General features: G+C 37.9%; 21 protein-coding genes and 1 pseudogene. 7 read left to right on the forward strand and 15 right to left on the reverse strand.

Annotation, left to right across the window (positions count from 1 at the left end; translation table 11 throughout):
* Positions 1 to 223: 223 nt before the first annotated feature.
* The 4 genes from H5968_RS21315 to lysS all read left to right on the forward strand — a co-directional run bounded on the left by H5968_RS21315 (position 224) and on the right by lysS (position 5,436).
* Entirely contained in the window at positions 224 to 2,239 is a 2,016-nt protein-coding gene (locus tag H5968_RS21315; RefSeq protein WP_187041556.1) for a family 10 glycosylhydrolase, read from the forward strand.
* Positions 2,240 to 2,477: 238 nt separating this feature from the next.
* On the forward strand, positions 2,478 to 3,299 hold the full coding sequence (locus H5968_RS21320; RefSeq protein ID WP_187041557.1) for a TlyA family RNA methyltransferase: 822 nt from the start codon (positions 2,478 to 2,480) through the stop codon (positions 3,297 to 3,299).
* Positions 3,289 to 3,747, forward strand: a complete 459-nt coding sequence (locus H5968_RS21325; RefSeq protein WP_187041558.1) for a DUF29 domain-containing protein — start codon at positions 3,289 to 3,291, stop codon at positions 3,745 to 3,747. The genes H5968_RS21320 and H5968_RS21325 overlap by 11 nt, the downstream gene beginning before the upstream one ends.
* Positions 3,748 to 3,858: 111 nt before the next feature.
* The gene (gene lysS, locus H5968_RS21330; protein WP_187041559.1) at positions 3,859 to 5,436 is read left to right on the forward strand and encodes a lysine--tRNA ligase; all 1,578 of its coding nucleotides are present in this window, start codon (positions 3,859 to 3,861) and stop codon (positions 5,434 to 5,436) included.
* Positions 5,437 to 5,590: 154 nt separating this feature from the next.
* Here lysS and H5968_RS21335 read toward each other — a convergent pair whose 3' ends face one another.
* The 13 genes from H5968_RS21335 to H5968_RS21395 form a co-directional block, all read right to left on the reverse strand.
* A complete protein-coding gene (locus tag H5968_RS21335; RefSeq protein WP_187041560.1) occupies positions 5,591 to 5,959 on the reverse strand; it encodes a hypothetical protein in 369 nt (122 codons plus the stop codon).
* A 33-nt stretch (positions 5,960 to 5,992) separates the two neighbouring features.
* Positions 5,993 to 6,355, reverse strand: coding sequence for a papain fold toxin domain-containing protein (locus H5968_RS21340; RefSeq protein WP_187041561.1), 363 nt, complete (start codon positions 6,353 to 6,355; stop codon positions 5,993 to 5,995).
* Positions 6,356 to 6,441: 86 nt separating this feature from the next.
* Positions 6,442 to 6,891, reverse strand: a complete 450-nt coding sequence (locus H5968_RS21345) for a DUF29 domain-containing protein (RefSeq protein ID WP_187041562.1) — start codon at positions 6,889 to 6,891, stop codon at positions 6,442 to 6,444.
* A gap of 268 nt (positions 6,892 to 7,159) precedes the next feature.
* On the reverse strand, positions 7,160 to 7,744 hold the full coding sequence (locus tag H5968_RS21350) for a Uma2 family endonuclease (RefSeq protein WP_187041563.1): 585 nt from the start codon (positions 7,742 to 7,744) through the stop codon (positions 7,160 to 7,162).
* Positions 7,745 to 7,846: 102 nt separating this feature from the next.
* Positions 7,847 to 8,956, reverse strand: coding sequence for a glutamate 5-kinase (gene proB / locus H5968_RS21355; RefSeq protein WP_187041564.1), 1,110 nt, complete (start codon positions 8,954 to 8,956; stop codon positions 7,847 to 7,849).
* Positions 8,957 to 9,270: 314 nt separating this feature from the next.
* Positions 9,271 to 9,813, reverse strand: coding sequence for a YqeG family HAD IIIA-type phosphatase (locus H5968_RS21360; RefSeq protein WP_137669298.1), 543 nt, complete (start codon positions 9,811 to 9,813; stop codon positions 9,271 to 9,273).
* Positions 9,810 to 9,959, reverse strand: a complete 150-nt coding sequence (locus H5968_RS21365; RefSeq protein WP_187041565.1) for a hypothetical protein — start codon at positions 9,957 to 9,959, stop codon at positions 9,810 to 9,812. The genes H5968_RS21360 and H5968_RS21365 overlap by 4 nt, the downstream gene beginning before the upstream one ends.
* 40 nt (positions 9,960 to 9,999) lie before the next feature.
* A complete protein-coding gene (locus tag H5968_RS21370; RefSeq protein WP_096571889.1) occupies positions 10,000 to 10,572 on the reverse strand; it encodes a DUF3727 domain-containing protein in 573 nt (190 codons plus the stop codon).
* 131 nt (positions 10,573 to 10,703) lie between these two features.
* Positions 10,704 to 11,180: a Holliday junction resolvase RuvX gene (gene ruvX, locus H5968_RS21375; RefSeq protein WP_187041566.1), complete on the reverse strand. Its 477-nt coding sequence runs from the start codon at positions 11,178 to 11,180 to the stop codon at positions 10,704 to 10,706.
* Position 11,181: 1 nt separating this feature from the next.
* On the reverse strand, positions 11,182 to 12,414 hold the full coding sequence (locus H5968_RS21380) for a GNAT family N-acetyltransferase (protein WP_187041567.1): 1,233 nt from the start codon (positions 12,412 to 12,414) through the stop codon (positions 11,182 to 11,184).
* A gap of 234 nt (positions 12,415 to 12,648) precedes the next feature.
* Positions 12,649 to 12,849 carry a hypothetical protein gene (locus H5968_RS21385; protein WP_096571892.1) on the reverse strand — a complete coding sequence of 67 codons (201 nt, stop codon included), beginning with the start codon at positions 12,847 to 12,849 and terminating at the stop codon, positions 12,649 to 12,651.
* Positions 12,850 to 13,012: 163 nt separating this feature from the next.
* A complete protein-coding gene (locus tag H5968_RS21390) occupies positions 13,013 to 13,591 on the reverse strand; it encodes a hypothetical protein (RefSeq protein WP_187041568.1) in 579 nt (192 codons plus the stop codon).
* Between the two features lie 294 nt (positions 13,592 to 13,885).
* Complete coding sequence (locus H5968_RS21395; RefSeq protein ID WP_187041569.1) at positions 13,886 to 14,767, reverse strand: 4-hydroxybenzoate solanesyltransferase; 882 nt, start codon at positions 14,765 to 14,767, stop codon at positions 13,886 to 13,888.
* Positions 14,768 to 15,492: 725 nt separating this feature from the next.
* On the opposite strand from H5968_RS21395, the gene H5968_RS21400 reads away from it, so the two are divergent.
* Together H5968_RS21400 and H5968_RS21405 are read left to right on the forward strand one after the other, a co-directional pair.
* Positions 15,493 to 17,142 carry a Ppx/GppA phosphatase family protein gene (locus tag H5968_RS21400; RefSeq protein WP_187041570.1) on the forward strand — a complete coding sequence of 550 codons (1,650 nt, stop codon included), beginning with the start codon at positions 15,493 to 15,495 and terminating at the stop codon, positions 17,140 to 17,142.
* 498 nt (positions 17,143 to 17,640) lie between these two features.
* Positions 17,641 to 18,501, forward strand: a pseudogene (locus H5968_RS21405) (pyridoxal phosphate-dependent aminotransferase); the annotation flags it as partial.
* Here the strand turns inward: H5968_RS21405 and H5968_RS25880 are convergent.
* Together H5968_RS25880 and H5968_RS21410 are read right to left on the reverse strand one after the other, a co-directional pair.
* Entirely contained in the window at positions 18,496 to 18,624 is a 129-nt protein-coding gene (locus H5968_RS25880) for a hypothetical protein (protein WP_255427220.1), read from the reverse strand. The pseudogene H5968_RS21405 and the gene H5968_RS25880 overlap by 6 nt on opposite strands.
* Positions 18,625 to 18,681: 57 nt before the next feature.
* The gene (locus H5968_RS21410) at positions 18,682 to 19,368 is read right to left on the reverse strand and encodes an SDR family oxidoreductase (protein ID WP_187041571.1); all 687 of its coding nucleotides are present in this window, start codon (positions 19,366 to 19,368) and stop codon (positions 18,682 to 18,684) included.
* A gap of 362 nt (positions 19,369 to 19,730) precedes the next feature.
* Between H5968_RS21410 and H5968_RS21415 the strand changes: the two genes are divergently transcribed.
* Complete coding sequence (locus H5968_RS21415; protein WP_255427221.1) at positions 19,731 to 21,542, forward strand: WD40 repeat domain-containing protein; 1,812 nt, start codon at positions 19,731 to 19,733, stop codon at positions 21,540 to 21,542.
* The last annotated feature ends 213 nt before the right edge of the window (positions 21,543 to 21,755 follow it).

The raw sequence follows: 21,755 nt of genomic DNA on the forward strand, positions 1-21,755 counted from the left end.
CTCCTGACTCCTGACTCCTGACTCCTGACTCCTGACTCCTGACTCCTTGATCTCCTGACTCCTTGATCTCCTGACTCCTGACTCCTTGATCTCCTGACTCCTTGATCTCCTGACTCCTGACTCCTGACTCCTGACTCCTGACTCCTGACTCCTGACTCCTGACTCCTACCCCTTGCCTTCTGTTGCTAAATTAACAGTGGATGTTATCTACAAAAAATCAACAATGGTATCTAATACTGCATCATTTCCCGATATTCAAAATCATTGGGCGCGGTTATTTATTCAGGCTTTAGCCCAACGGCGAATTTTAAATGGCTATCCTGACGGTAGTTTTCGCCCTAATAGCCCTGTTACTCGTGCTGAGTTTGCGGCGATTATAGCTTCTGTACTGACAACAACCAAAAAACGGGATTATGTACCTTTTGGAGATGTACCTGTTACACTTTGGGCTAATAGTGCAATTAGAAAAGTTTACGAAACTGGATTTTTGGTTGGCTACCCTGATCAGACTTTTCGCCCTAATGATAGTATTTCCAGGGGTGATGTTTTAGTTGCGATGGTTAATGGTTTGGGAATTGCTAGTCAAGTCCAAGCTGATTTAGTTAGTAGTTTAGGACAAATCTATCAAGATGCGGCTACAATTCCTAATTATGCTATCAATCAGGTGGCGATCGCCTCTCGTGTTGGTTGGGTGGCTAGTTATCCAAATATTAAATTACTCAACCCCAGAATGGCTGCTACTCGTGCTGAGGTGGCTGTGATGGTATATCAAGCTTTGGTATATCTGGGAAGGGCGGAAAAAATTGCTTCTGAATATATAGTAGTACCACCATCGTCTGGAAACCAACCCAGGACTTTAAGGGTAAGTCATAACCGGGAGTTTCGGGGTGCTTGGATCACAACTGTGTGGAATAGTGATTGGCCTTCCAAACCAGGGTTGAGTGTGGAACAACAGAAAACGGAATTACTGCAAATTATTCAACAATTACAATCTTTAAATTTTAACGCCCTAATTTTACAGGTGCGGCCAGAAGGGGATGCTTTATATGCTTCTAGTTTAGAACCTTGGAGTGCTTGGATTACGGGAACTCAGGGAAAAGCACCAGAACCATTTTATGATCCTTTGGAATTTGCGATCGCTGAATGTCATAAACGTAATATTGAAGTTCATGCTTGGTTCAATCCTTACCGCGCTAAAGCAACTACTAAAAGCGGGTTTAATGTCGGTCCCCATATAGCTATAACTAATCCAGAAGTTGTTTATCAATGGGGTAATCAATTATGGATGGATCCTGGCTCAAAAATTGTTCAAGATCGAGCTTACAATGTGATTATAGATGTTGTCAATCGCTACGATATAGATGGCATTCATCTTGATGATTATTTTTATCCCTATCCTATATCTGGTCAATCATTTCCTGATCAAAAAACTTATGGAGTTTATCAAGCTAATGGAGGTAAACTCAGGTTAGAAGATTGGCGAAGGGAAAACGTTAATCAAATGGTGTTGCGTTTATCAGAAGGAATTAAAAAAACTAAATCTCATGTTAAATTTGGGATTAGTCCTTTTGGTATTTATCGCCCTGGACAACCACCGGGTATTGTTGGTTTAGATGCCTATAATGCCCTTTATGCTGACTCTAGAAAATGGTTGCAAGAAGGTTGGATAGATTATTTAGCACCGCAACTTTATTGGCGGACTGATCAAACACAACAAAGTTATGAAGTGTTGTTGAACTGGTGGACTCAAGTCAATACTAAACAGCGACATATTTACGCTGGTAACAATATTTCCAAACTAGATGGGAAAGCTTGGAAAAATTCGGAAATTGAAAAACAAATTCTCATTTCTCGGAACTTAGCTAAAAATTTGTCCTTGGGAAATATATTTTTTAGTATGAATTCTATCAAAGAAAATGTCCAAGGTATTGCTGATCAATTTAAACAGGTTTATTATTCTCGTCCGGCCATAATTCCTACTATGTCATGGCAAAGTCAAAATCCTCCTTCTCCTCCCAAAGAAATTAAATTTGAAAATGGTAGATTAAATTGGCAAAGAGGTGATGATAAACCTGTGCGTTCTTGGACTCTTTACCGTCAAAGTGGCGATAATTGGATCATTCAACGCATTTTGTCTGCTGGTACTACTTTTGCTACCGTACCACCAGGTACTTATGCGGTGTGTGCGGTGGATAGGTTGGGTAATGAGAGTGTGGGTGTAGTAATTACTGTAACGTAATCTGAGGAAGGCAGATGATTATGGCGATCGCACTTTGGCTATTTTGAGAAAACTAACAAAAATTAAATAAGGTAGGTTGGGTTGACGTTAGGAAACCCAACATTTACTTACTTTTGTTGGGTTGCGCTGTCGTTTATATTGGGATAGGTTGACGTTAGGAAACCCAACATTTACTTACTTTCGTTGGGTTGCGCTTTCGCTTAACCCAACCTACAAACTACAAAATAACAAAAATTAAATGAAACAAAGACTAGACACACTATTAGTAGATTTGGGTTTATGTCCTTCCCGTCAACAAGCACAAAGATTAATTCAAGCCGGCGAAGTCATGGTAAACCAAACAATAATTGATAAACCCGGAACAGAAGTAGATAAAAACGCAGAAATTCAAATTAAAGAACGTCCTCCTTTTGTTTCCCGTGGGGGTGAAAAACTGGCTAAAGCATTGAAATTTTTTGGTATTTCCGCAAATCAAAGAATCTGCTTAGATGGGGGAATATCTACCGGCGGTTTTACCGATTGTTTATTACAAAATTGTGCATCAAAAGTTTATGGAATTGATGTAGGTTATGGACAAGTTGACTGGAAAATCAGAAGTGATGAAAGAGTAATTTTAAAAGAACGTACCAATTTACGAGAACTACAACCAGAAAAATTATATCCTGAAGGGGCAATATTTCCAGATTTAGCTGTTGTAGATGTTTCCTTTATTTCTTTAACCAAAGTTTTACCAGCAATTTGGCGTTTAACCCAAGCACCAAGGGAAGCAGTTTTATTAGTTAAACCACAGTTTGAAGTGGGTAAAAATCGTGTGGGTAAAAAAGGTGTAGTCAGAGATCCAAAAGATCATGCAGATGCGATTTTTCAAGTTTTGCAAACAGCGTTAGAATTAAAATGGAAATATCGGGGTTTAACTTTTTCTCCCATTACTGGACCTGCGGGAAATATTGAATATCTTTTATGGTTAGGGATGGAAAGTGAAACCCAACCACCAGACTTAACAAGCATCCAAGAAATGACTAAAAACGCTGTACAGGAGTTGACAAAAAATGAGCAATAATCATCAATTAAGTTTAAAAACCTTGTATGAACAAGATTATCAATTGTGGTTAGATGGAACAATTGAAAATTTAAAACATCGTAATTTTGATAACTTAGATATTGATTTATTAATAGAAGAAATAGAAGAAATGGGTGGCAGTTTAAAAGATGCTTTAGAAAATAATCTCATTGTCATTTTAGCCCATCTCTTAAAATGGAAATATCAACCAGAAAAACGTTCAGGAAGTTGGAAAGCTAGTATCAAAGAACATCGTCGGCGAGTGAATAAATCTATACAAAAACATCCCAGCTTAAAAATTTATTATGAAAGTATTTTTTCAGAAAGTTACTCTCCTGCCGTAGATTGGGCAATAGAAGAAACAGGATTATCACCTGATATTTTCCCAGGAAAATGTCCTTTTACTCCTGAACAGGTGTTAGATAGTGAGTTTTTACCTAGTCCATAATTATGCTCGTAGTTGCGCTTTAGTGCAAATCCTCTAACAACATCCCCAAAAAACCATCATTGAACAACCATAGAGTTAAAATAGAGAAATTGTGAAAAGATAGAAAATCAAATGTTTTGGGCTGATAAAATCGCTGCTGATACACAAGGCTACCAGGTAGTTAATGATTCTAAAACTCCTTCAGGACGGGTCCACGTCGGATCATTGCGGGGTGTGGTTATCCATGATGTTATTTACCGTGCCTTGAAACACGCAGGTAAGCCCGTAAAATTCATGTACGGTGTGGATGACTACGACGCATTGGATACCGTTCCCAAATATTTAGACAAGGAAAAATTTAAACCATATTTGGGTTTCCCCCTGTGTAACGTACCTTCACCTGGTGAGGGTGCGAGTGATTATGCTAAATATTTCATTGGCGAATTTTTTGAAATTTTTGAGTATTTAGGAATTAAACCAGAAACTTATTTTTTACGTGATTTATATCGTTCTGGTCAACTTAATTCCCACATTGATACTTTCTTAAAAAATGCTCATCTTGTGAGAGAAGCATATAAAGAAGTAAGTAAAGGCGATCGCCCTGATAACTGGTATCCTTTTCAAGTTATTTGTGAAAATTGCGGTAAAATTGCCACAACTGTAACCACAGATTATAACGGTTCAGAAGTTTTTTATACTTGTAAACCAGATGCAACTGACTATACAAAAGGTTGTGGTCATTCTGGTTGGGTTTCTCCTGTTAATGGTAATGGGAAGTTACCTTGGAAGGTGGAATGGGTTGCAAAATGGGATGTGTTGGGTGTAACTATTGAAATGGCGGGAAAGGATCACTCGCAAAAAGGTGGTTCTAGGGATGTTGCTAATGCGATTTCTCGCAAAGTTTTACAAAAACAACCGCCTTTTCATTCACCCTATGAATTTATTCTTGTCAATGGTACAAAAATGAGTTCATCTAAAGGTGTAGGTTCGAGTGCGCGGGAAATTGCTGATTTATTACCACCTGAGTTATTACGCTTTTTAATGTTAAGAACTCAGCCGAGAACGGTAATTAATTTCGCTCCCAATTATGAAACCATCACCCGATTATTTAGAGATTACGATACTTTAATTAGTAAGTATCAAGATAATTCTGAATTAACTGAAGAATTAATGTCTTTATTTTATGCCCAGTTGGGTGATGAGGTTAAACCATTTCAACCTTTTGATTACAGTACGTTAATTTCCCTGTTGCAAGTTCCGCGTTTAAATATTCAGGATGAGGTTGTACAAAGAACTGCAAATCCTTTAACTGAGTATGATCAATTTATTGTAGATCAAAGAATTGCTTCTGCTCAAAAGTGGTTGCAAGACTACGCAGATGAGGAAGAAAAGCTAGTTCTATATTTAGAACAAGTTCCCGAAAAAGCTAATACTTTAACCGCAGAACAGGTGAGTTATGTACAGAAGTTAGCGGAGAATTTGCAGAATGCTGCTAACTGGGAAGCGGAAGAATTGCAAACTGTGATTTTCTCAACAACTAAGGAATTACAAATTCCTCCAGCAAATGCTTTTAAAGCTTTGTATTTGGCGTTTTTAAATAAAGAACGTGGTCCAAAAGCTGGTGGTTTGTTCTCTTATTTAGAGAAGTCTTTTGTGATTTCTAGGTTGCAAGAAGTTGTAGCTTTGAATCAGTCCAAAGCTGAAGTTTAATAACTTGTTCCCTGTCTCTGACAGGGAATACAGTTTTTGAGTCTCCGACTCATATTAATACTAGCAGAAGGCAGAGCCTTCTTGATTGCATTCCCAGTTAGAAACTGGGAACGAGGGGAAATAACTTTTTCAGCAAACCCTATTTATTCAGGTTTCATAATTTTGATAGTAGGTCTTCATGTTCAAAATCCTTCTGCATAGCTTTATTATCTTGATCTTGATCGCGGTGTTTAAACTCCTCTAACAAAGTAAAAAACCTGTTAAAAGCGTCTTTTTCATCACGGGTAAATAATAAAATAATATTCGCCCAAGAATTAGAAGTTCTCACATTAAAATGTTGCTGTATCCAAGGCTGAAAATTTTCGTAGAAATCTGCTTCTTCCTGATTTAATTCTAATCCTAACTCATTCCTTGCAAATTTATATCCTACTAGAAAATGACATAAAATAGTAATAGAAGAATTACCAATATACATTCCTGGCCTGTGTTTTATTTTTTGTAAAACTTCATATATTCCTCCCATATTAACCTCCTTGCTGTGGTGGTGCTGGTTTTACTATAGCAAATCTATTTCAGTGATAATAAACTCACGGCTAAGACAATCAAAATCATTTACCGAATCCTCTCTAGTCATTCCTTCAACTGAGAGATTATCAAAAACTTTACCGAAAACCTCCACTCCATAATGAGTACCATTTTGTGTAATTGAATTGGTGATATCCTGTCTTTCTAAACGATTACTCAAAATATATTCATCTGTTCTGTTTTTTGTTTTTAATTTGAGAATTTTAGCTTGAATATTGTTCTTTTGTAACCATTGGTATATAGCCCTAGCACAATCATCACATTGATAAAGATCAAAATTTTGAATGATTTTTCCAATTTCTCGAAAAATATCCTCATCAGATGATTGACTCACCCACACCTCCAGGCTACCGCTAATTTATCAACCTTTATATTTTCTTGTATATTTTCTTGTTCCCTATCTTTGACAGGGAATACAGTTTATGGTAAAAATTCCATATCCAGAATTTGAGTTACAGTGTAAGGTAAATCTGCTGGAAAGGTATTTTGAGAAATTCCTGTTTCGTTACTTGCTAGTTTTTTGCCTCTGCGGTAGCACTCAGCTAAGATTTCTTCTAAATAAGGATTAAGACTAGGACTATCTTGTAATAAATCTTCAATACGGTTACGTTGTTCTGTAATTGTATTTTGCCAAGATCCACTTCGCAAATTAGGCTGATATTGCCATTTTAGCAAATGCTGTAACAATACCTCCAATCTGCTTTTCAACTTTCGTTTATCCGACTTTCCCAAACTTTCAATCTCCTCAACAACCGCTTCCCAATCTACCCTATCCCATTTTTCAGCGCGGATTAATTCAGCCGTTTGTTGTGTCCATGCTAAAAAATCAGTATCATACAATCGGATTGCTGTCTTGGGAATAGAAACCATGATGTTTTTCTCCTAGTCTCTTTTTATGGGGAGCATCCCAAATGTGTAAATTTATTTTGATCTAACGGAAAAACTCTCCAAGGTCTTGATATGATTGAACCGCAAAGGACGCAAAGGACACTAAGGTAAGAGAGTTTAAAAGATTTTTTAGTGTTGCTGTGGTTATTTTTTCAAAATTGGGATGCTCCCTTTTTATGTTAGCAGAAGGCAGAGCCTTCTTGATTACATTCTCAGTTAGAAACTGGGAACGAGGATAACGAGAATAAATTCAAATACCCTGACGAAATTTTCTAATTGCTTCTAAGGGTGAAGATAACAAAATACAACGACTTAATAAAGATAAATCTAACTCTGGTAACAACACACTATTACTAACTTTCTCATATTCTTGTTCTTGTAAACAATAAACCTCAAGTGTGCCATCTTCCCAAAACCAAACTTCAGGAATTTGCATTAATTTGTATTTCTGTAATTTAATAGGACTACCGCTAGTAATAACTACCTCTATACACAAATCTGGTCTATCTTTATCTGTGCCTAAACAATAGGATAAGTCGGCTTGATAATCAACTATACCAGGAATAACTTGATTAAAACTGCCACTAGGAAAAAATTCAATTTCTTTGTCTAAAAAATACTGTCCTAGCAACAAACCTATTAAAGATGTTATAAATTCATGTGCTTTACCTATACCCACAATTTCTAAAACTCCCTCACAATAAAATAAACGCACCCCTGGCACATTTTCAAAGCTGTTTTGAATTGCTTGAAATCTTTCCCAACTAACTCCCCGACGGTAGAAACGTTGTTCTTCTTCTGGTAAACCAATGGAATTTTCTAAGGCTTGAGTCATAATTTTTTTCACTCTCCCTAGTGACAATTTTAATTATACCAAATTTAGATCCCCCTAACCCCCCTTTTTAAGGGGGGCTAATATGGCTAATATTTATTGATATTATGTTAAAACCAAATTATCCCGATGAATGACGGTTTCTGCACCTGCATAACCTAAAATTCCTTCGATATCTCGTGAATGACAACCACGAATTTTTTGTAATTCTTCGCTGCTATAATTCACCAAACCTCTAGCAATTTCATTACCATGAATATCACATATTTGCACTGCTTCTTGGTGATCAAATTCCCCTTCTACGGTTTTAATTCCTGCTGCTAATAATGATTTTCCTGCTTGCAAAATAGCGGCAATTGCCCCATCATCTAAATATAATTTTCCAGATGGAACTAAACCATAAGCTATCCAGCGTTTTCTCGCTGATGTTGGTTCTGGTTGGGGTGCAAAATGCGTTCCTATGGGTTCTCCGTTGATGATTTTTTCAATGTTGTGGGGAAAACGTCCTTGAGTGATGACAGTTCTTACTCCCGCAGCGATCGCAATTCTGGCTGCTGATATTTTTGTTACCATTCCCCCAGTCCCCCACTGTGAACCCTGTCCCCCGGTTTGAATCTGTAATTCTCCTAATTCCTTCATATTACTAATTAAAGAAATGGGTTTAGCGTCGGGTACTGTACGGGGATCTGCTGAATATAATCTATCAACGTCTGTCAGTAAAAATAACCAATCTGCCTCAACTAAGCTGGCCACTAAGGCGGAAAGGGTATCATTATCACCAAATTTCAATTCTTCTATGGCTACGGTATCATTTTCATTGACTATGGGAATTACTCCCAGTCCTAGCAATTCCTGAAAAGTATTATAAACGTTAAGATAGCGGCTACGTTGCACTAAGTCTGATCTCGTTAATAATACTTGGGCTATGGGTTGTTGTAATGTAGTAAATAAATCATCATATATACGCATTAAACGACCTTGGCCAACTGCTGCTACTGCTTGTTTGAGGGCGATCGCTTTGGGACGTTCTGTTAAACCCAGTCGCGCACAACCCACACCCACAGCACCGGAGGAAACTAAAATCACATTATGCCCCTGTTGTCTTAAATTGCAAAGGGTTTCTGTTAAGCTGGCAATGGTAGAAAGGGCTAATTGTCCCGTTTCTGCTTGGGTCAGGCTAGAAGTTCCGATTTTTACAACTATTGTTTTAGTCATTAGTCATTAGTTATTAGTTATTAGTCATTAGTTATTAGTCATTAGTTATTGGTCATTAGTCATGAGTTATTAGTTATTTTTCCCAATCACCAGTCACCAGTCCCCAATCACCAATCACCTATCAACACCTAAAAAATTGTACAGCGCCAATCCCTCTATCGTGAAGGCTGACGCTGTACGGGTTTAAAGTTATTTTTAATCGGCTAGGGTCTTTATTTGCTTGACCCCATGTTATTAATACCTATAATCTCCGATTTTTTGGAACATTAAGGATTTCTTTAGTATTTCTTTAGATTTACTTTTTTATTGATTTATCAATCTTTGTTAATTTTTGTGTATTTGGGAGAAATAGAAGCGCCAAGTATTTCTGATACCCAAACTTCAAAGTTGCGAATAGGATGAGAACGAAGCACAGTATCAGCATGAACAATAGGTTCAACTAAAATAGTAAACATTCCTAAACGATTACCTGCTATGACATCAGTAAATAAGCGATCGCCTACCATACCTACTTGATGTACAGGTAAATTCATTCCTTGTAATGCGGCTCTAATTTTACGACGTGAGGGTTTAGCCGCACCCAGGTAATAAGGAATATTCAGGGAACGAGCAATACTACCAATTCGGGATTCACTGAGATTATTACTCACTAACCAAAGAGCCGCATAATCACGCATTTGTTCTACCCATTGTTCTAGTTCTGGGGAAGCGGCGCTGGCAGTAATGGGTACTAGAGTATCATCAACATCCAAAACCAGCCCTTTGAGTCCATATTGTTGGATGATATCTGGCGTGAGTTGCAAAACTGAACCTTCTAAAATCAAGTCTGGTTGTAAAATATTGTTCCAAGTCTTCATAATTCGTAATTCATACATGAGGTGACAGGTGATTGGTGACTGGTGACTGGGGAAAAATATTTCCCTTCTGCCTTCTGCCTTCTGCCCCCTGCTTCTTCTGCCTCCTGAACTCCTGACTCCTGTAATAAAATTCCATTGCCAATCAAGATTAGACTAGCAATGGAAACATTAAATTTCAGTTATGAATTATTCAACCTGATCAAACAGATGTTCTTCTAAAAGCGGTTGAACTTTACGAAATTCTTCAGGAGAGAGTAATTCAGGCTTACCTGACTTGGTGATACGGGCAAAAAATAGCAGGGGATCAAGGGGGGTGTAAACTGCATACTCCTGGTCTTGATGATAGAAACTAGCCAGTAGCTGTAGTTGTTCCGGTTCTAAATCTGTTCCTTCATCTTCGATTTCTAAGGTGAAGATTTCTGATTCTTCTACTGGTGGTAATTCACCCACTACAGTCAAAGCATAAGCAGTATTTTTAATAGTCAGATTTTGCTCAGAGAGAACTGCTTGAGCGGTACTAAAAATCTCATCAATTAAATCGTCATCTTCTACCAAAATGGCTTCTTCTTCCTCACCATCACCTTGCCAAGCAAAAATTTCTATGGGTGAGTCAACAGGCAGAAGTAAAACATATTCTTGCCTATCTACCGAGAGAGAATGCTCAATATAACATTCGAGCGATCGCCCTTTTTCATCGGTCAAAGTGATAGCAGCAGCGTCAGCACGATCATTTTCTTCAGAAAATTCAGATGAATACATAGTCACATTATCTAAACTTATCAATACTCAAATCTATGAAATTCATTTAACTGTTTTATGACAGTCAATGTCAACCAAAAAGCTGAATATACAGTTGAGTAATAGTTTTCAGAATATCATGTTCCAAGGTATTAATCCTCAACAAATGCTACCGATCTGTTGGAGTTACTGCGTCTAGCATCTAGCCACTGTTGCAAAATTAAAGCTGCGGCTTTCCGGTCAATCAGGCTCTTATGACGTGATGGCGAGCGATTTTCTGCAATCAGCATTTGTTCAGCTTGAAAAGAAGTTAATCGCTCATCAACGTATTCAATAGGCAGATGCACAGCTTTAGCCAACCTCTTGGCAAATTTCTGGACGTGTCGAGCTTGAAAACCTAAAGATCCATCCATTGAATATGGTAGACCAACAACCAGAACTTGCACTTGGCGATCATGCAGGATTTGTTGTATTTGCTCCACATCATCTTGAAAGGATCGGCGCTCAATCGTAGTGATACCTGTGGCAATCAAACCAGTACCATCGCACCCTGCTAAACCGATGCGTTTGCTACCAACATCCAAACCCAAGGCGGATATAAAAGATTTTGATTGCTGCTCAAGTATCACTCTAATTGTTCTCCTGGTGTGCCTCTGATGATTCAGATTGGCGATATGTATCCATATTATGAAATTGTTGACTACCAAAAGCAACAGTTTCTGACTTATTTGCTACTGTTCGCTCTGAGGCAGGTTGTGGTTTAGGAACCCATGACATACCACCGGGTATGGGTTTACGTGCTGGTTGTAGTCCTTGCAGCACTTCTGGCCATTGTATGCCTTCCAAAGAAACGAATTTGGATTCGCGGATTTTATGCCAAACGGAACGCGACATAATTAGGGTATGTTCAATGCGTTTAGCACCAATTCTTTCTAAATATTCTTCCCGTTCTGGCTGATAATCAGAGGAAGCCAGTTGTAAACCTTGTTGGGGAAAATCTTGAGCAATGCGAGCTAATTGAGACAATAATTCTGGATACAACCAAGTATAGGCTGGGTGAACCGTCAAACTCGCTACATGAGGATTTTCGCCTTTCCGGTCAAGTTGTACCTGAAAATAGCCAATAGCTGCTTTGCGTTGGGGTTCAAACACATAACCGCTGACAACTTCTGTTTTTGTCACCCATTGCTTCACAGCATCTGCAAGAACACCGAATAAACTGGTTTTAAAATCATGGGTATGGCGGTCAAAAACCTGACGTACCAAAGGCGGCATGGATGCTGTATCTAGTTGATATAGTAATGGTGCATCAGCATTACTAACGGGTAAGAGGTTGGGTAAGTCAGGTTCTGCTTGTGCTAATTCTCGCAGTAACTCTGGGCTAATTTCCCAGTAGGTCATTTCTGCCAACCGCTGAAATCCATTTTGTCGATATAGTGCTAGAGCATCAACGTCATTGACATTAATTTCTAGCAGCCAGGTACGAGCTTCTAAAATTGATTCAAAGCAATGCCTAAGTAGTTGTGAACCTACCCCCAGTTTGTCAGCAGTACGGTCTAACATTACCCTGTCAATTCGCCAAGTGCTGCGGGTACGGTTAAATGGTGATACTTGAATCATTCCTAGCAGCATCCGTCCTTGCTCTGCGACAAATCCGCAGAAGCGGTACTGTAAAGGGTTGGGAAACCAACTCAAAAACTTGAGTAAGCCAAACCAGTGACGCAGCCATTGCATGGTAAAAAAGCTGCCCTTGGGAGAGAGGTCTGTATAGGAATCTTGTGTGAGACGTTCAATACCGTCTAGATCCCGATATTGAACAGGACGAATTACGAGGCTGAGATTTCGAGGAAGTAGTGAATTCATTTTGATTCAAGCCGCCATTTAGCCTTTACTAATTGCGATGGGTAAGCTACTGCTGCAATAATAATCTTAACGGCTTTTCACTCTTAAGTTATTGTTCCAAAAGAGTGATTTTATTAACTAAATACCGAAAAAAGAATAAAAAGCAGAAATTGTGATGACACCGTTGGCGTAGACACAATCATATCTGCTTCTATTGTATAAGTTTTTCTGAAAATTCTCTATAATGCTCAGGTTTTATAAACCTTGTCTAGAGGCCAGCTTTTCAAAGTAAGCTTGAGTTTGATGAAGTAGCTGCTGGCGACTATCTTCTTGTGTGTGTTTTAGTGTTGGAACCAAGTTGCGAGCTTGGAGTGTCATGTGCAACTGTAGATGCGCCACATATTCACTGATATCTTGGTTTTCTACAACTGCGCCCGTTAATACATTTGATTCCATTGCCACTGTGTTCTCCTTTATCAATGTTGTGCGGTTGTATGACTTGATCACATGATCAAAATATCATACTTGTTTGACTTAGCTTATTGATTTGCAACGAACTGTAATAGTTAGGTATTGGGGACTGGGGACAGAAGGAAGTTTACCAATTACCAATTACCAATTACCATTTCTCTACCCAATAGATAATTTCTGAGGCTGAACTATCAATAGCGACTCCATAGCTATGACCATGATTCCATTTAAACCCTGGTTTACCTTGGTCTTGTGCTTTGAATACCAAGATTTGATATGTACTCGGAAAGGCTAAATTATCAGATTTACCAGTATAAAAAAATGTTGTGGGTACACCTTTAGCTTGTTTGATATGGTCGTTTGTATCACCCCCCCAATATTTATGCCCTGCAATTTTACTGTAGTGTGAAAGTGATTTTTTAATTTGTTCAGGAGGTCGTTTTAAACGGATTTGAAAAAAGTTACTTCCTTGCTTCCAGCCTGGAGAGTAAGCCAGGGAGATGAAGTGATCACTAGGAGTAATCTCTATGGGGAAATGTTTGATTTGGTTAAGATCAGACCACTTGTGATTGCGAATTTCTGAATAGCGTGATATATCAGTAATTATCTGTGCTGTTGCCGTATTGTTTACAGTTTGTGTGAAGAGAAAACTGCCTGCAATTACACTGGAACTACCCATAGATAATAAACCTATTGTAGCGATTTTGACTAATAAAGATTGCTGCATTTAGTTGAGTAAATCTAGTTGGTAGATTAATATCCCAACTCATCAAACAACCGTCATGATAATTTTTAATCTATCACCGGAAATATTAATTGTCAGAAGTCAGAAGTCAGAAGTCAGAAGTCAGAAGTTAAGAGTCATATAGGACTGCTATTTGATTTGTGATAGCTGGCGTGGTGTAGCCATACAAATTAAATGAAAGGATTTTGGATTTTGGATTGTATTTAATCAACTCCAATCTAAAATCTAAAATCTTGTCCCAGTCAACAGTCACCAGTTACCAGTCAAGGGTTTCTTTTAGAAAGAACCAAAAATCATTCCTGCTAAAATCAAAAATCCAATCCAGACATTTTGACGGAACATTTCTCCATAAGCAGGGTTAGGTAGTTCGGGGTTTCTCAAGCGGATAAATTGCCAAACCCAACCACCAGATGCAATGATTAAACTAATCCAGAAACATCCATTCAGGTTAACTAACAAACCCTCTCCAGCTAGGAGAATGATCGTACCAGCGAAGAAAATACCAATAGCTGTGGGGGCATATTTACCAAAAAAGAGGGCGCTGGAATTAACACCAATGCGCTGATCATCTTGGCGATCGCTCATGGCATAAATGGTATCAAATCCCAATGTCCAAAGTACAGTTGCACCCCAAAGTAACCAAGTCGGTGCGGTAATGTTTTGTGTAACTGCACTCCAACTAATCAAAACGGCAAAACCCCAAGCGATAGAAAGCACTAACTGCGGTACAGGAAATACTCGTTTTGCACCAGGATAAAGTAAAATTACAGGTACTGCTGCTACAGACAACCAGAAGCTTAAAGGGTTAAGATAGAAAGCGAGAACTGCGGCACAAGCCAGGGCAACTATCCCTACAGCTATACCCACTTTGATGGATAGGGCGCGGGAAGCCAAAGGGCGATCGCGTGTTCTCTCGACTTGCGGATCTATATCTCGATCCCATAAATCATTAACTACACAACCTGCGGCGCTGGTGGCCAGAGTACCTAATATAATTACTCCTACTAGGGGTAAAGGTGGTTTACCAGCAGCTGCCAAAAACACAGCCCATAGTGCAGGAATCATCAAAATTAACCTACCTTCTGGTTTATGCCACCGTAACAGCCGAATAATAACTAGCCATAATGGTTCTTGGTTGCTTTCTGGTGTTGTTAGCATATTCGCTTAATTCACATATCTTCACATCTATAGAATATCGTTATTTGATAACTGTAAATACAGGGAGCATCCAAATTTGGGAAAAATACAGCACTGATGTCAAAACATGATTTAATTCTCTTTACTTTTACTTTATTCTCTAGGACTTACGCACAAGTCACAGAAGAATGAAGCACAAAGGAACGAAGGACACGAAGGAAAGAGGCTTGGAGAGATATTTTGCGTCAGTCCTGTTCTCTTTACTTTGCGTCTGTGCGATTTATTTTTTGATAATCTTGACACATCAACGAATGTTCCAGCTTGGGATACAAATTCATTACTTTAATTGTGTGTAATTTCACCAAACAATTAACCTGAAAACTCTATATATTTACAATACAGTAGATATAGTGATCCGATTTGATTCATGAATTTTTCCTAGAGGCAGGGAACACTTCGACAAGCTCAGTGCATCGCAGGGAACAGGGAACAGGGAACGGGAAAGAAGGCTGTCAGTATTTATGGTGAGCGAAGCCGAACCATTTACGGAGTTCTGTTCAAAAATCAAATATTAGTCCTATAGCAGATCAATCAGGTACAGAATCTAATTTGAAACCTAGACTGAAACCTAGACAGAAACAGAGTTTTACTCCTGACTCCTGCTGTATTGTCAGTAATAAGTATTTAGTGCGGATTAAATCGGCACACCAGCTTTGACCATCCATTGTTAAGAGAGAGAAACTTAAATGGTGAATGTAGTTTCTGCGAACTGGGAGAATATGGCAACTCCACCAGTCAAGCAAAACCGGATGATTGCGGCCATTGATATCGGCACTAATTCTTTGCACATGGTAATAGTCAGGATTGAACCAACACTACCAGCTTTTACAATGATTGCCAAAGAAAAAGAAACGGTGAGATTAGGCGATCGCAATTTAGAAACAGGAGAATTAAAACCAGAAGTGATCAAAAAAGCGATCGCTTGTTTAGGACGTTTCCAAGCACTAGCCAAAAGTCTCGAAGCAGAAAGCATTATTGCAGTCGCTACTAGCGCCGTCCGTGAAGCACCTAATGGTAGAGAATTTTTACACCAAGTAGAAACCGAATTAGGTTTAAGTGTAGACTTAATTTCTGGTCAGGAAGAAGCGCGACGCATTTATTTAGGTGTGCTTTCTGGCATGGAATTTAATCACCAACCGCACATCATTGTTGATATTGGTGGTGGTTCAACAGAACTAATTTTAGGCGACTCCCAAGAACCCCGCAGTCTCACCAGTACAAAAGTTGGTGCAGTGCGACTCACTGGGGAGTTTATCACCACTGATCCCATCAGTGATACAGAGTTTCAATATCTGCAAGCCTACGCACGAGGTATGTTAGAACGTTCTGTAGAAGACGTACTTTCTAAACTCCAACCTGGTGAAATTCCCAAGTTAGTAGGAACATCTGGCACAATTGAAACTATAGCCATGATTAATGCTAGGGAAAAGATGGGTGTAATACCTTCTACCCTCAATGGTTATCAATTTAACCTTCAAGATTTGCGGACTTGGGTAACACGCTTGCGACGCATGAATGGTGTAGAACGGGCAGCCATTTCAGGAATGCCGGAAAGACGGTCAGAAGTGATACTTGCTGGGGCAGTGATATTACAGGAAGCAATGACCCTGTTGGGTGTAGACTCAGTGACACTGTGTGAACGTTCCCTGCGGGAAGGTGTGATAGTAGATTGGATGCTGACACATGGTTTAATAGCAGATAAATTGCGCTATCAAGGTTCAGTTCGAGAACGCAATGTTCTGAAAATTGCCAAAAAATACCAAGTTAACCTAGAACATAGCGATCGCGTAGCTAAATTCGCATTAAGTTTATTTGATCAAACTCAGGGAAAATTACATCCTTGGGGTAAAGACGAAAGACAATTACTGTGGGCTGCTGCAATTTTACACAATTGTGGTCACTACATCAGCCATTCCGCACACCACAAACATTCATACTACCTAATTAGAAATGGTGAATTACTTGGTTATAACGAAACCGATATCGAAATCATTGCTAATTTAGCTCGTTATCACCGCAAATCACCACCCAAGAAAAAGCACGAAAATTACCGGAATTTATTGCATAAAGAACATAAACAAATGATATGTCAACTGAGTGCAATTTTAAGATTAGCAGTAGCTTTAGATAGAAGACAAATCGGCGCAGTATCTCATGTTAATTGTGAATATTTGCCTCATGCAAATGAATTGAAAATGTTAATATTTCCCTCTGAATTAGGTGATGATTGTGCTTTGGAATTGTGGAGTTTAGATTACAAAAAAGGAGTTTTTGAACAAGAATTTGGTGTGAAATTAGTAGCAAATTTAGTCAATACTGGTGTTAAGTTTTCTTAGTTGGTAGAGAACAGGCAGATGCTGAAAATTATGTATTAATTCTTGCCTTCTGCCTTGTGATTAATGTTCGTAACGGGGTCATCCTAAATGTCTAAGTTTATTTTTATATAACAACAAAAAATTATTCCCAGCTTTGATATGATGGAACCGCAAAGGACGCAAAGGACACAAAGGGAAGAGAGTTTAAGAGAGTTTTTGGAGTGGCCACGGTTATTTTTTATTTCATTAGGATGCTCCCGTTCCTAACCAATACTGTTCGGTTAAGGATTTTTGTAGGTTGGGTTAAGCGACAGCGCAACCCAACAAACCCTTATAAATGTTGGGTTTCGTTCCATTGCTTCGCAACGCTAACGCGAACAACCCAACCTACATGATTTCATGTTTTTGAGCTTAACCAAAAACTATTGCGTTCCTAACTAGCAACTTAGTTTATTAATTATGAATTTATGAATGATCAATTCTCTCGCATGAATGCGGTACAATCACCAATTATTCCTGATGAATGCTATTTTAGCCATAACTTCCCCAGGTGACGAAATTATATTAAACACTCCCTATTATTTCAATCATGAAATGGCAATTACAATGGCGGGTTGTCATCCAATTTTAGTAGCAACAGACGAAAATTATCAATTAATTCCTGAAAATATAGCCCAAGCTATTACACCCAAAACCCGCGCTATTGTCACAATTTCGCCGAATAATCCCACAGGTGTAATATATTCAGAAGCAGTATTAAAACAAATAAATCAAATTTGTCGAGAACGGGGTATTTATCATATTAGTGATGAAGCTTATGAATATTTTACCTATGAGGGAATAAAACATATTTCCCCTGGTGCATTTGCGGGAAGTAATGAATATACAATTTCCCTTTATAGCCTTTCCAAAGCTTATGGTTTTGCTAGTTGGCGTATTGGTTATATGGTAATTCCTCAACATTTATTAAATGCAGTCAAAAAAGTACAAGATACAATTTTAATTTGTCCTCCTGTCGTTTCCCAGTATGCAGCATTAGGGGCATTACAAGCAAAAGAAGATTATGTAAAAGATCATATTCAAACAATTGCCCAAACTCGGAAAATAGTAATTAATGCACTTAATGAATTACAAGGTTTATGTACCATCACACCTGCAAATGGGGCTTTCTACTTTTTCTTAAAAGTACATACTCAAATAGATGCTTTAGAATTAGTAAAAAGATTAATTCAAGAACATAAAGTAGCAGTCATCCCTGGTACAACCTTCGGGATAGAAGACGGTTGTTATTTGCGTGTTGCTTATGGTGCATTAAAACAAGAAACAGCAAAAGCAGGAATAGCAAGATTAGTTAAAGGATTACAAATTATTTTATCATAACCACATATGGATGAAGGGGACTGGGGACTGGGGACTGGTGACTGGTGACTGGTGACTGGTGACTGGGGACTGGGGACTGGTGACTGGTGACTGGTGACTGGGGACTGGGGACTGGGTAATCAATTTTATGTTTTTTAATCAACTATTCCCAATTACCAATTACCAATTACCAATTACCAATTACCAATTACCTAAATCAAACTCTACAAATTCTGGTAAACCTGGATAAATCATATTTTTATCTAATGCAGATAAAATTTGATTATTAGCATTAGTAGAATTTAAACAACGACAAACTAATTCAGCAACATCAGCACGGTGAATACTACCAACAATTCGGGGATCTGCGGTTAAAATACCATTACCTGTAGGTGGTTCTGATTTTAAACCACCGGGACGAATAATGGTATAGTTGAGTCCGCTATTTATCAGGTGTTGTTCTGCTTTTTCCTTTTCAATTAATACTGGCTTGAGTGCTTCTAAAGCTTGAGGAGGAAGCGCACCTACACTATCACCACAACCAATAGATGTTACTAAAATAAACTTTTGTACTTTAGCTTTGACTGCGGCATCAATTAAATTTTTATTACCAATAAAATCTGGTTTGACACCATCTGTAGGTAAACCACCAAGGGTACTAATTACAGCTTGGATAGGTTCATTGCCTAAAAGTGCTTTTTCTACATCATCCACTTTTAAAGCATCTCCGAATACTGGATGAACAGCAATAGCTTCTAATTCCTTAGCGGCTACTTCTGTTCTCAAGAGTGCTTTTACCTTCATATTGTGTGCTGTCAAATATTTGGCGATTTCTTGACCAACACCACGACTAGCTCCAGCGACAAAAATGTAAGATGTAGTTGACATAGTGATTTTCTTTTCTCAGATAGATGTTTTGGTTACACAAATAATTAATATATCCTGGTTTGCTCAATTTGGTAAATTCCTGCTATAAGATTGTATCAGCCAAGATTTTGATTTACTGACATAAACCTTCTTAGTGACTATAAATGTTGCTCTAGAAACAGTAAGATGTTTTCAGAGTTAGTTAGAATTTATGGAAATCATTTAAATTTGTTTTTATCTCATTTTCTGAAAATCTGCTGTAAATATCAGTTCCTATTTTTCAGATTGTTAAATTTGCTTAATCTTTATTTCACTAAAGGTTATAAAATTGGTTGAATTTCTTAGTATAACTTACATTAGGTATGCAATAGTGTGTCACTATCATGCAGATGGATTGGATTAGTTTACTCAAAGCGCAACAAACGGACTTCCTGCAAAGGGTGAAAAAACCCAAGACAATTGATCTATCTCTCTTGGAAGGTCAAGTCAAAGGTTGTCACAGTGAAATTATGGTATTTTGGGGCGATTCTTTGGCAAAAATTCTGGAATGTTCCCGTAAACAAGCGGAAATTCTGGCCAAAAATCCACCACCCATGCCTCCAGAATACCCTGAACCACCAGATTGGACAATTCCCTTTCCTAAATTTTTTCAAAGTCAAGCGGAAGATTTTCTTGTGCGTGAACAAATTGTAGATCGGGTAATCATAGAACGCTTGGGTAAATTAGTTAAAAAAGTGCCACAAGACACTTTAGAAAATATGGTTTTGGATGATGAGGGAAATTTGCGCGGTGAAAGTAAGTTTACTTATATTTTAAGTAATAATTCCCAAATCAGTGTACAAGTTCATGTAGCGGATGGAGAAAGTTTTAACGGCATTAAAAAAGATAAAATTCGTTGGACGGTAACACAGGAAGATGTGAAAAACCACCAAGTATTAATTTTCTTGTGTTTGTTTTATCCAGGACATACAAAGTTAGGATATCAAAAACAAACAGTGATCACTGGTTTTTTACCTACAAATCAAGTTCAATTTTCTGAACCAAAGTTGTATTTACATCCGAGTAGTTTATTGTATGCTGGTGGTTTAAATTGGTATTTGGAATTTATCAATGGCAATAAAAATGGCAATAAATATGATTCATCCATCACCGATCAGAAAATGATGGTGGAAGTGATTCAGACGTTGCCTTCAGAACATCCACAAAAGCATATTATTGGTGATTGGGAATGTTGGCAAACATTAAAAGGACACACGCGAGGAATTAACTGTTTAGCTTATGCTATTAAAGCTTTAACAGTGAAAGATTTGGGTGGTCATAATGTGAAAACTATCCCAATTTTAGCTAGTGGTAGTCGTGGTGAGACAAAGTTATGGGATTTATCTAAAGGTGAGTTAATTGAAACTTTAACAGAATATCCTTGGTCTGTTTCTGGTGTGGTAGATGAAGTTAATTCTTTAGCTTTTAGTACCGATGGACAAACTTTAGTTAGTGTAGGTGCTGATTCTACGATTAAAATTTGGCATACTGGGGCGTTAGATTTAATTGATATCCTGCATAAACATCAAGGTAGTGTGCGTTGTGTGGCGTTTACTCCTGATGGTAAAAGTTTAGCAACTGGTGGAGATGATAGAAAAATCTTGTTTTGGAATTTGCGCGATCGCCTAGTAGAAAATACTTTATGTTTAGATGATACCGCAGCCCATTCAATGGTATTAAGTCAAGATGGCAAAATTTTGGTGACAGGTAGTTATCGCAAAATCAAAGTTTGGCGTTTAACATCTTCATTTAATAATAGAAATCAGCAAGAAATTAAACCTGTACATATCTTAATAGGTCATTCTCACATTGTTAATTCTTTGGCTATGAGTGCTAATGGTAAATATTTAATTAGTGGTAGTCAAGATAAAACTGTGAGAGTTTGGAATTTAGTAACTGGGGAATTAATACACACTCTTAAAAGTCATCGAGAAGGGGTTTATGCAGTTACTTTGAGTCCTGATGAACAAATTATTGCTAGTGGTAGTGCTGATCAAACTATTAAATTATGGCATTTGGAAACCGGAGAATTATTAGGAACTTTTTCTGGTCATGCTGATACTGTCACAGCTTTAACTTTTACTGCATCGGGTGAAATGTTGGTTAGTGGAAGTTTAGATAAAACTATTAAAATTTGGCAACGGAGTGAAAATTAGGTAATTGGTAATTGGTAATTGGTGATTGGTGATTGGTAATTGGTGATTAGTGATTGGTGATTTTTGTCAAATTTATGTTATTAATGCAGAAGTGTTGAATGTTAAGAAATCTGTGATAAAAATAGCCCAAAATATATTAAAATTTGAGCAAGCTATATCAAAATATTGATTTGATCATGATTATAAATTCATTTCCCAAGATTGTCAAAGACA

It is taken from the genome of Sphaerospermopsis sp. LEGE 00249 (assembly GCF_014299995.1).
GTDB lineage: Bacteria > Cyanobacteriota > Cyanobacteriia > Cyanobacteriales > Nostocaceae > Sphaerospermopsis > Sphaerospermopsis kisseleviana.

What these genes read in the sequence shown, in the direction of transcription:
- H5968_RS21315 (WP_187041556.1), top strand. Translation starts at nt 224, where the DNA reads ATGGTATCTAATACTGCATCATTTCCCGATATTCAAAATCATTGGGCG.
- H5968_RS21320 (WP_187041557.1), top strand. Translation starts at nt 2,478, where the DNA reads ATGAAACAAAGACTAGACACACTATTAGTAGATTTGGGTTTATGTCCT.
- H5968_RS21325 (WP_187041558.1), top strand. Translation starts at nt 3,289, where the DNA reads ATGAGCAATAATCATCAATTAAGTTTAAAAACCTTGTATGAACAAGAT.
- lysS (WP_187041559.1), top strand. Translation starts at nt 3,859, where the DNA reads ATGTTTTGGGCTGATAAAATCGCTGCTGATACACAAGGCTACCAGGTA.
- H5968_RS21335 (WP_187041560.1), bottom strand. Translation starts at nt 5,959, where the DNA reads ATGGGAGGAATATATGAAGTTTTACAAAAAATAAAACACAGGCCAGGA.
- H5968_RS21345 (WP_187041562.1), bottom strand. Translation starts at nt 6,891, where the DNA reads ATGGTTTCTATTCCCAAGACAGCAATCCGATTGTATGATACTGATTTT.
- H5968_RS21350 (WP_187041563.1), bottom strand. Translation starts at nt 7,744, where the DNA reads ATGACTCAAGCCTTAGAAAATTCCATTGGTTTACCAGAAGAAGAACAA.
- proB (WP_187041564.1), bottom strand. Translation starts at nt 8,956, where the DNA reads ATGACTAAAACAATAGTTGTAAAAATCGGAACTTCTAGCCTGACCCAA.
- H5968_RS21360 (WP_137669298.1), bottom strand. Translation starts at nt 9,813, where the DNA reads ATGAAGACTTGGAACAATATTTTACAACCAGACTTGATTTTAGAAGGT.
- H5968_RS21370 (WP_096571889.1), bottom strand. Translation starts at nt 10,572, where the DNA reads ATGTATTCATCTGAATTTTCTGAAGAAAATGATCGTGCTGACGCTGCT.
- H5968_RS21380 (WP_187041567.1), bottom strand. Translation starts at nt 12,414, where the DNA reads ATGAATTCACTACTTCCTCGAAATCTCAGCCTCGTAATTCGTCCTGTT.
- H5968_RS21385 (WP_096571892.1), bottom strand. Translation starts at nt 12,849, where the DNA reads ATGGAATCAAATGTATTAACGGGCGCAGTTGTAGAAAACCAAGATATC.
- H5968_RS21390 (WP_187041568.1), bottom strand. Translation starts at nt 13,591, where the DNA reads ATGCAGCAATCTTTATTAGTCAAAATCGCTACAATAGGTTTATTATCT.
- H5968_RS21395 (WP_187041569.1), bottom strand. Translation starts at nt 14,767, where the DNA reads ATGCTAACAACACCAGAAAGCAACCAAGAACCATTATGGCTAGTTATT.
- H5968_RS21400 (WP_187041570.1), top strand. Translation starts at nt 15,493, where the DNA reads ATGGTGAATGTAGTTTCTGCGAACTGGGAGAATATGGCAACTCCACCA.
- H5968_RS21410 (WP_187041571.1), bottom strand. Translation starts at nt 19,368, where the DNA reads ATGTCAACTACATCTTACATTTTTGTCGCTGGAGCTAGTCGTGGTGTT.
- H5968_RS21415 (WP_255427221.1), top strand. Translation starts at nt 19,731, where the DNA reads ATGCAGATGGATTGGATTAGTTTACTCAAAGCGCAACAAACGGACTTC.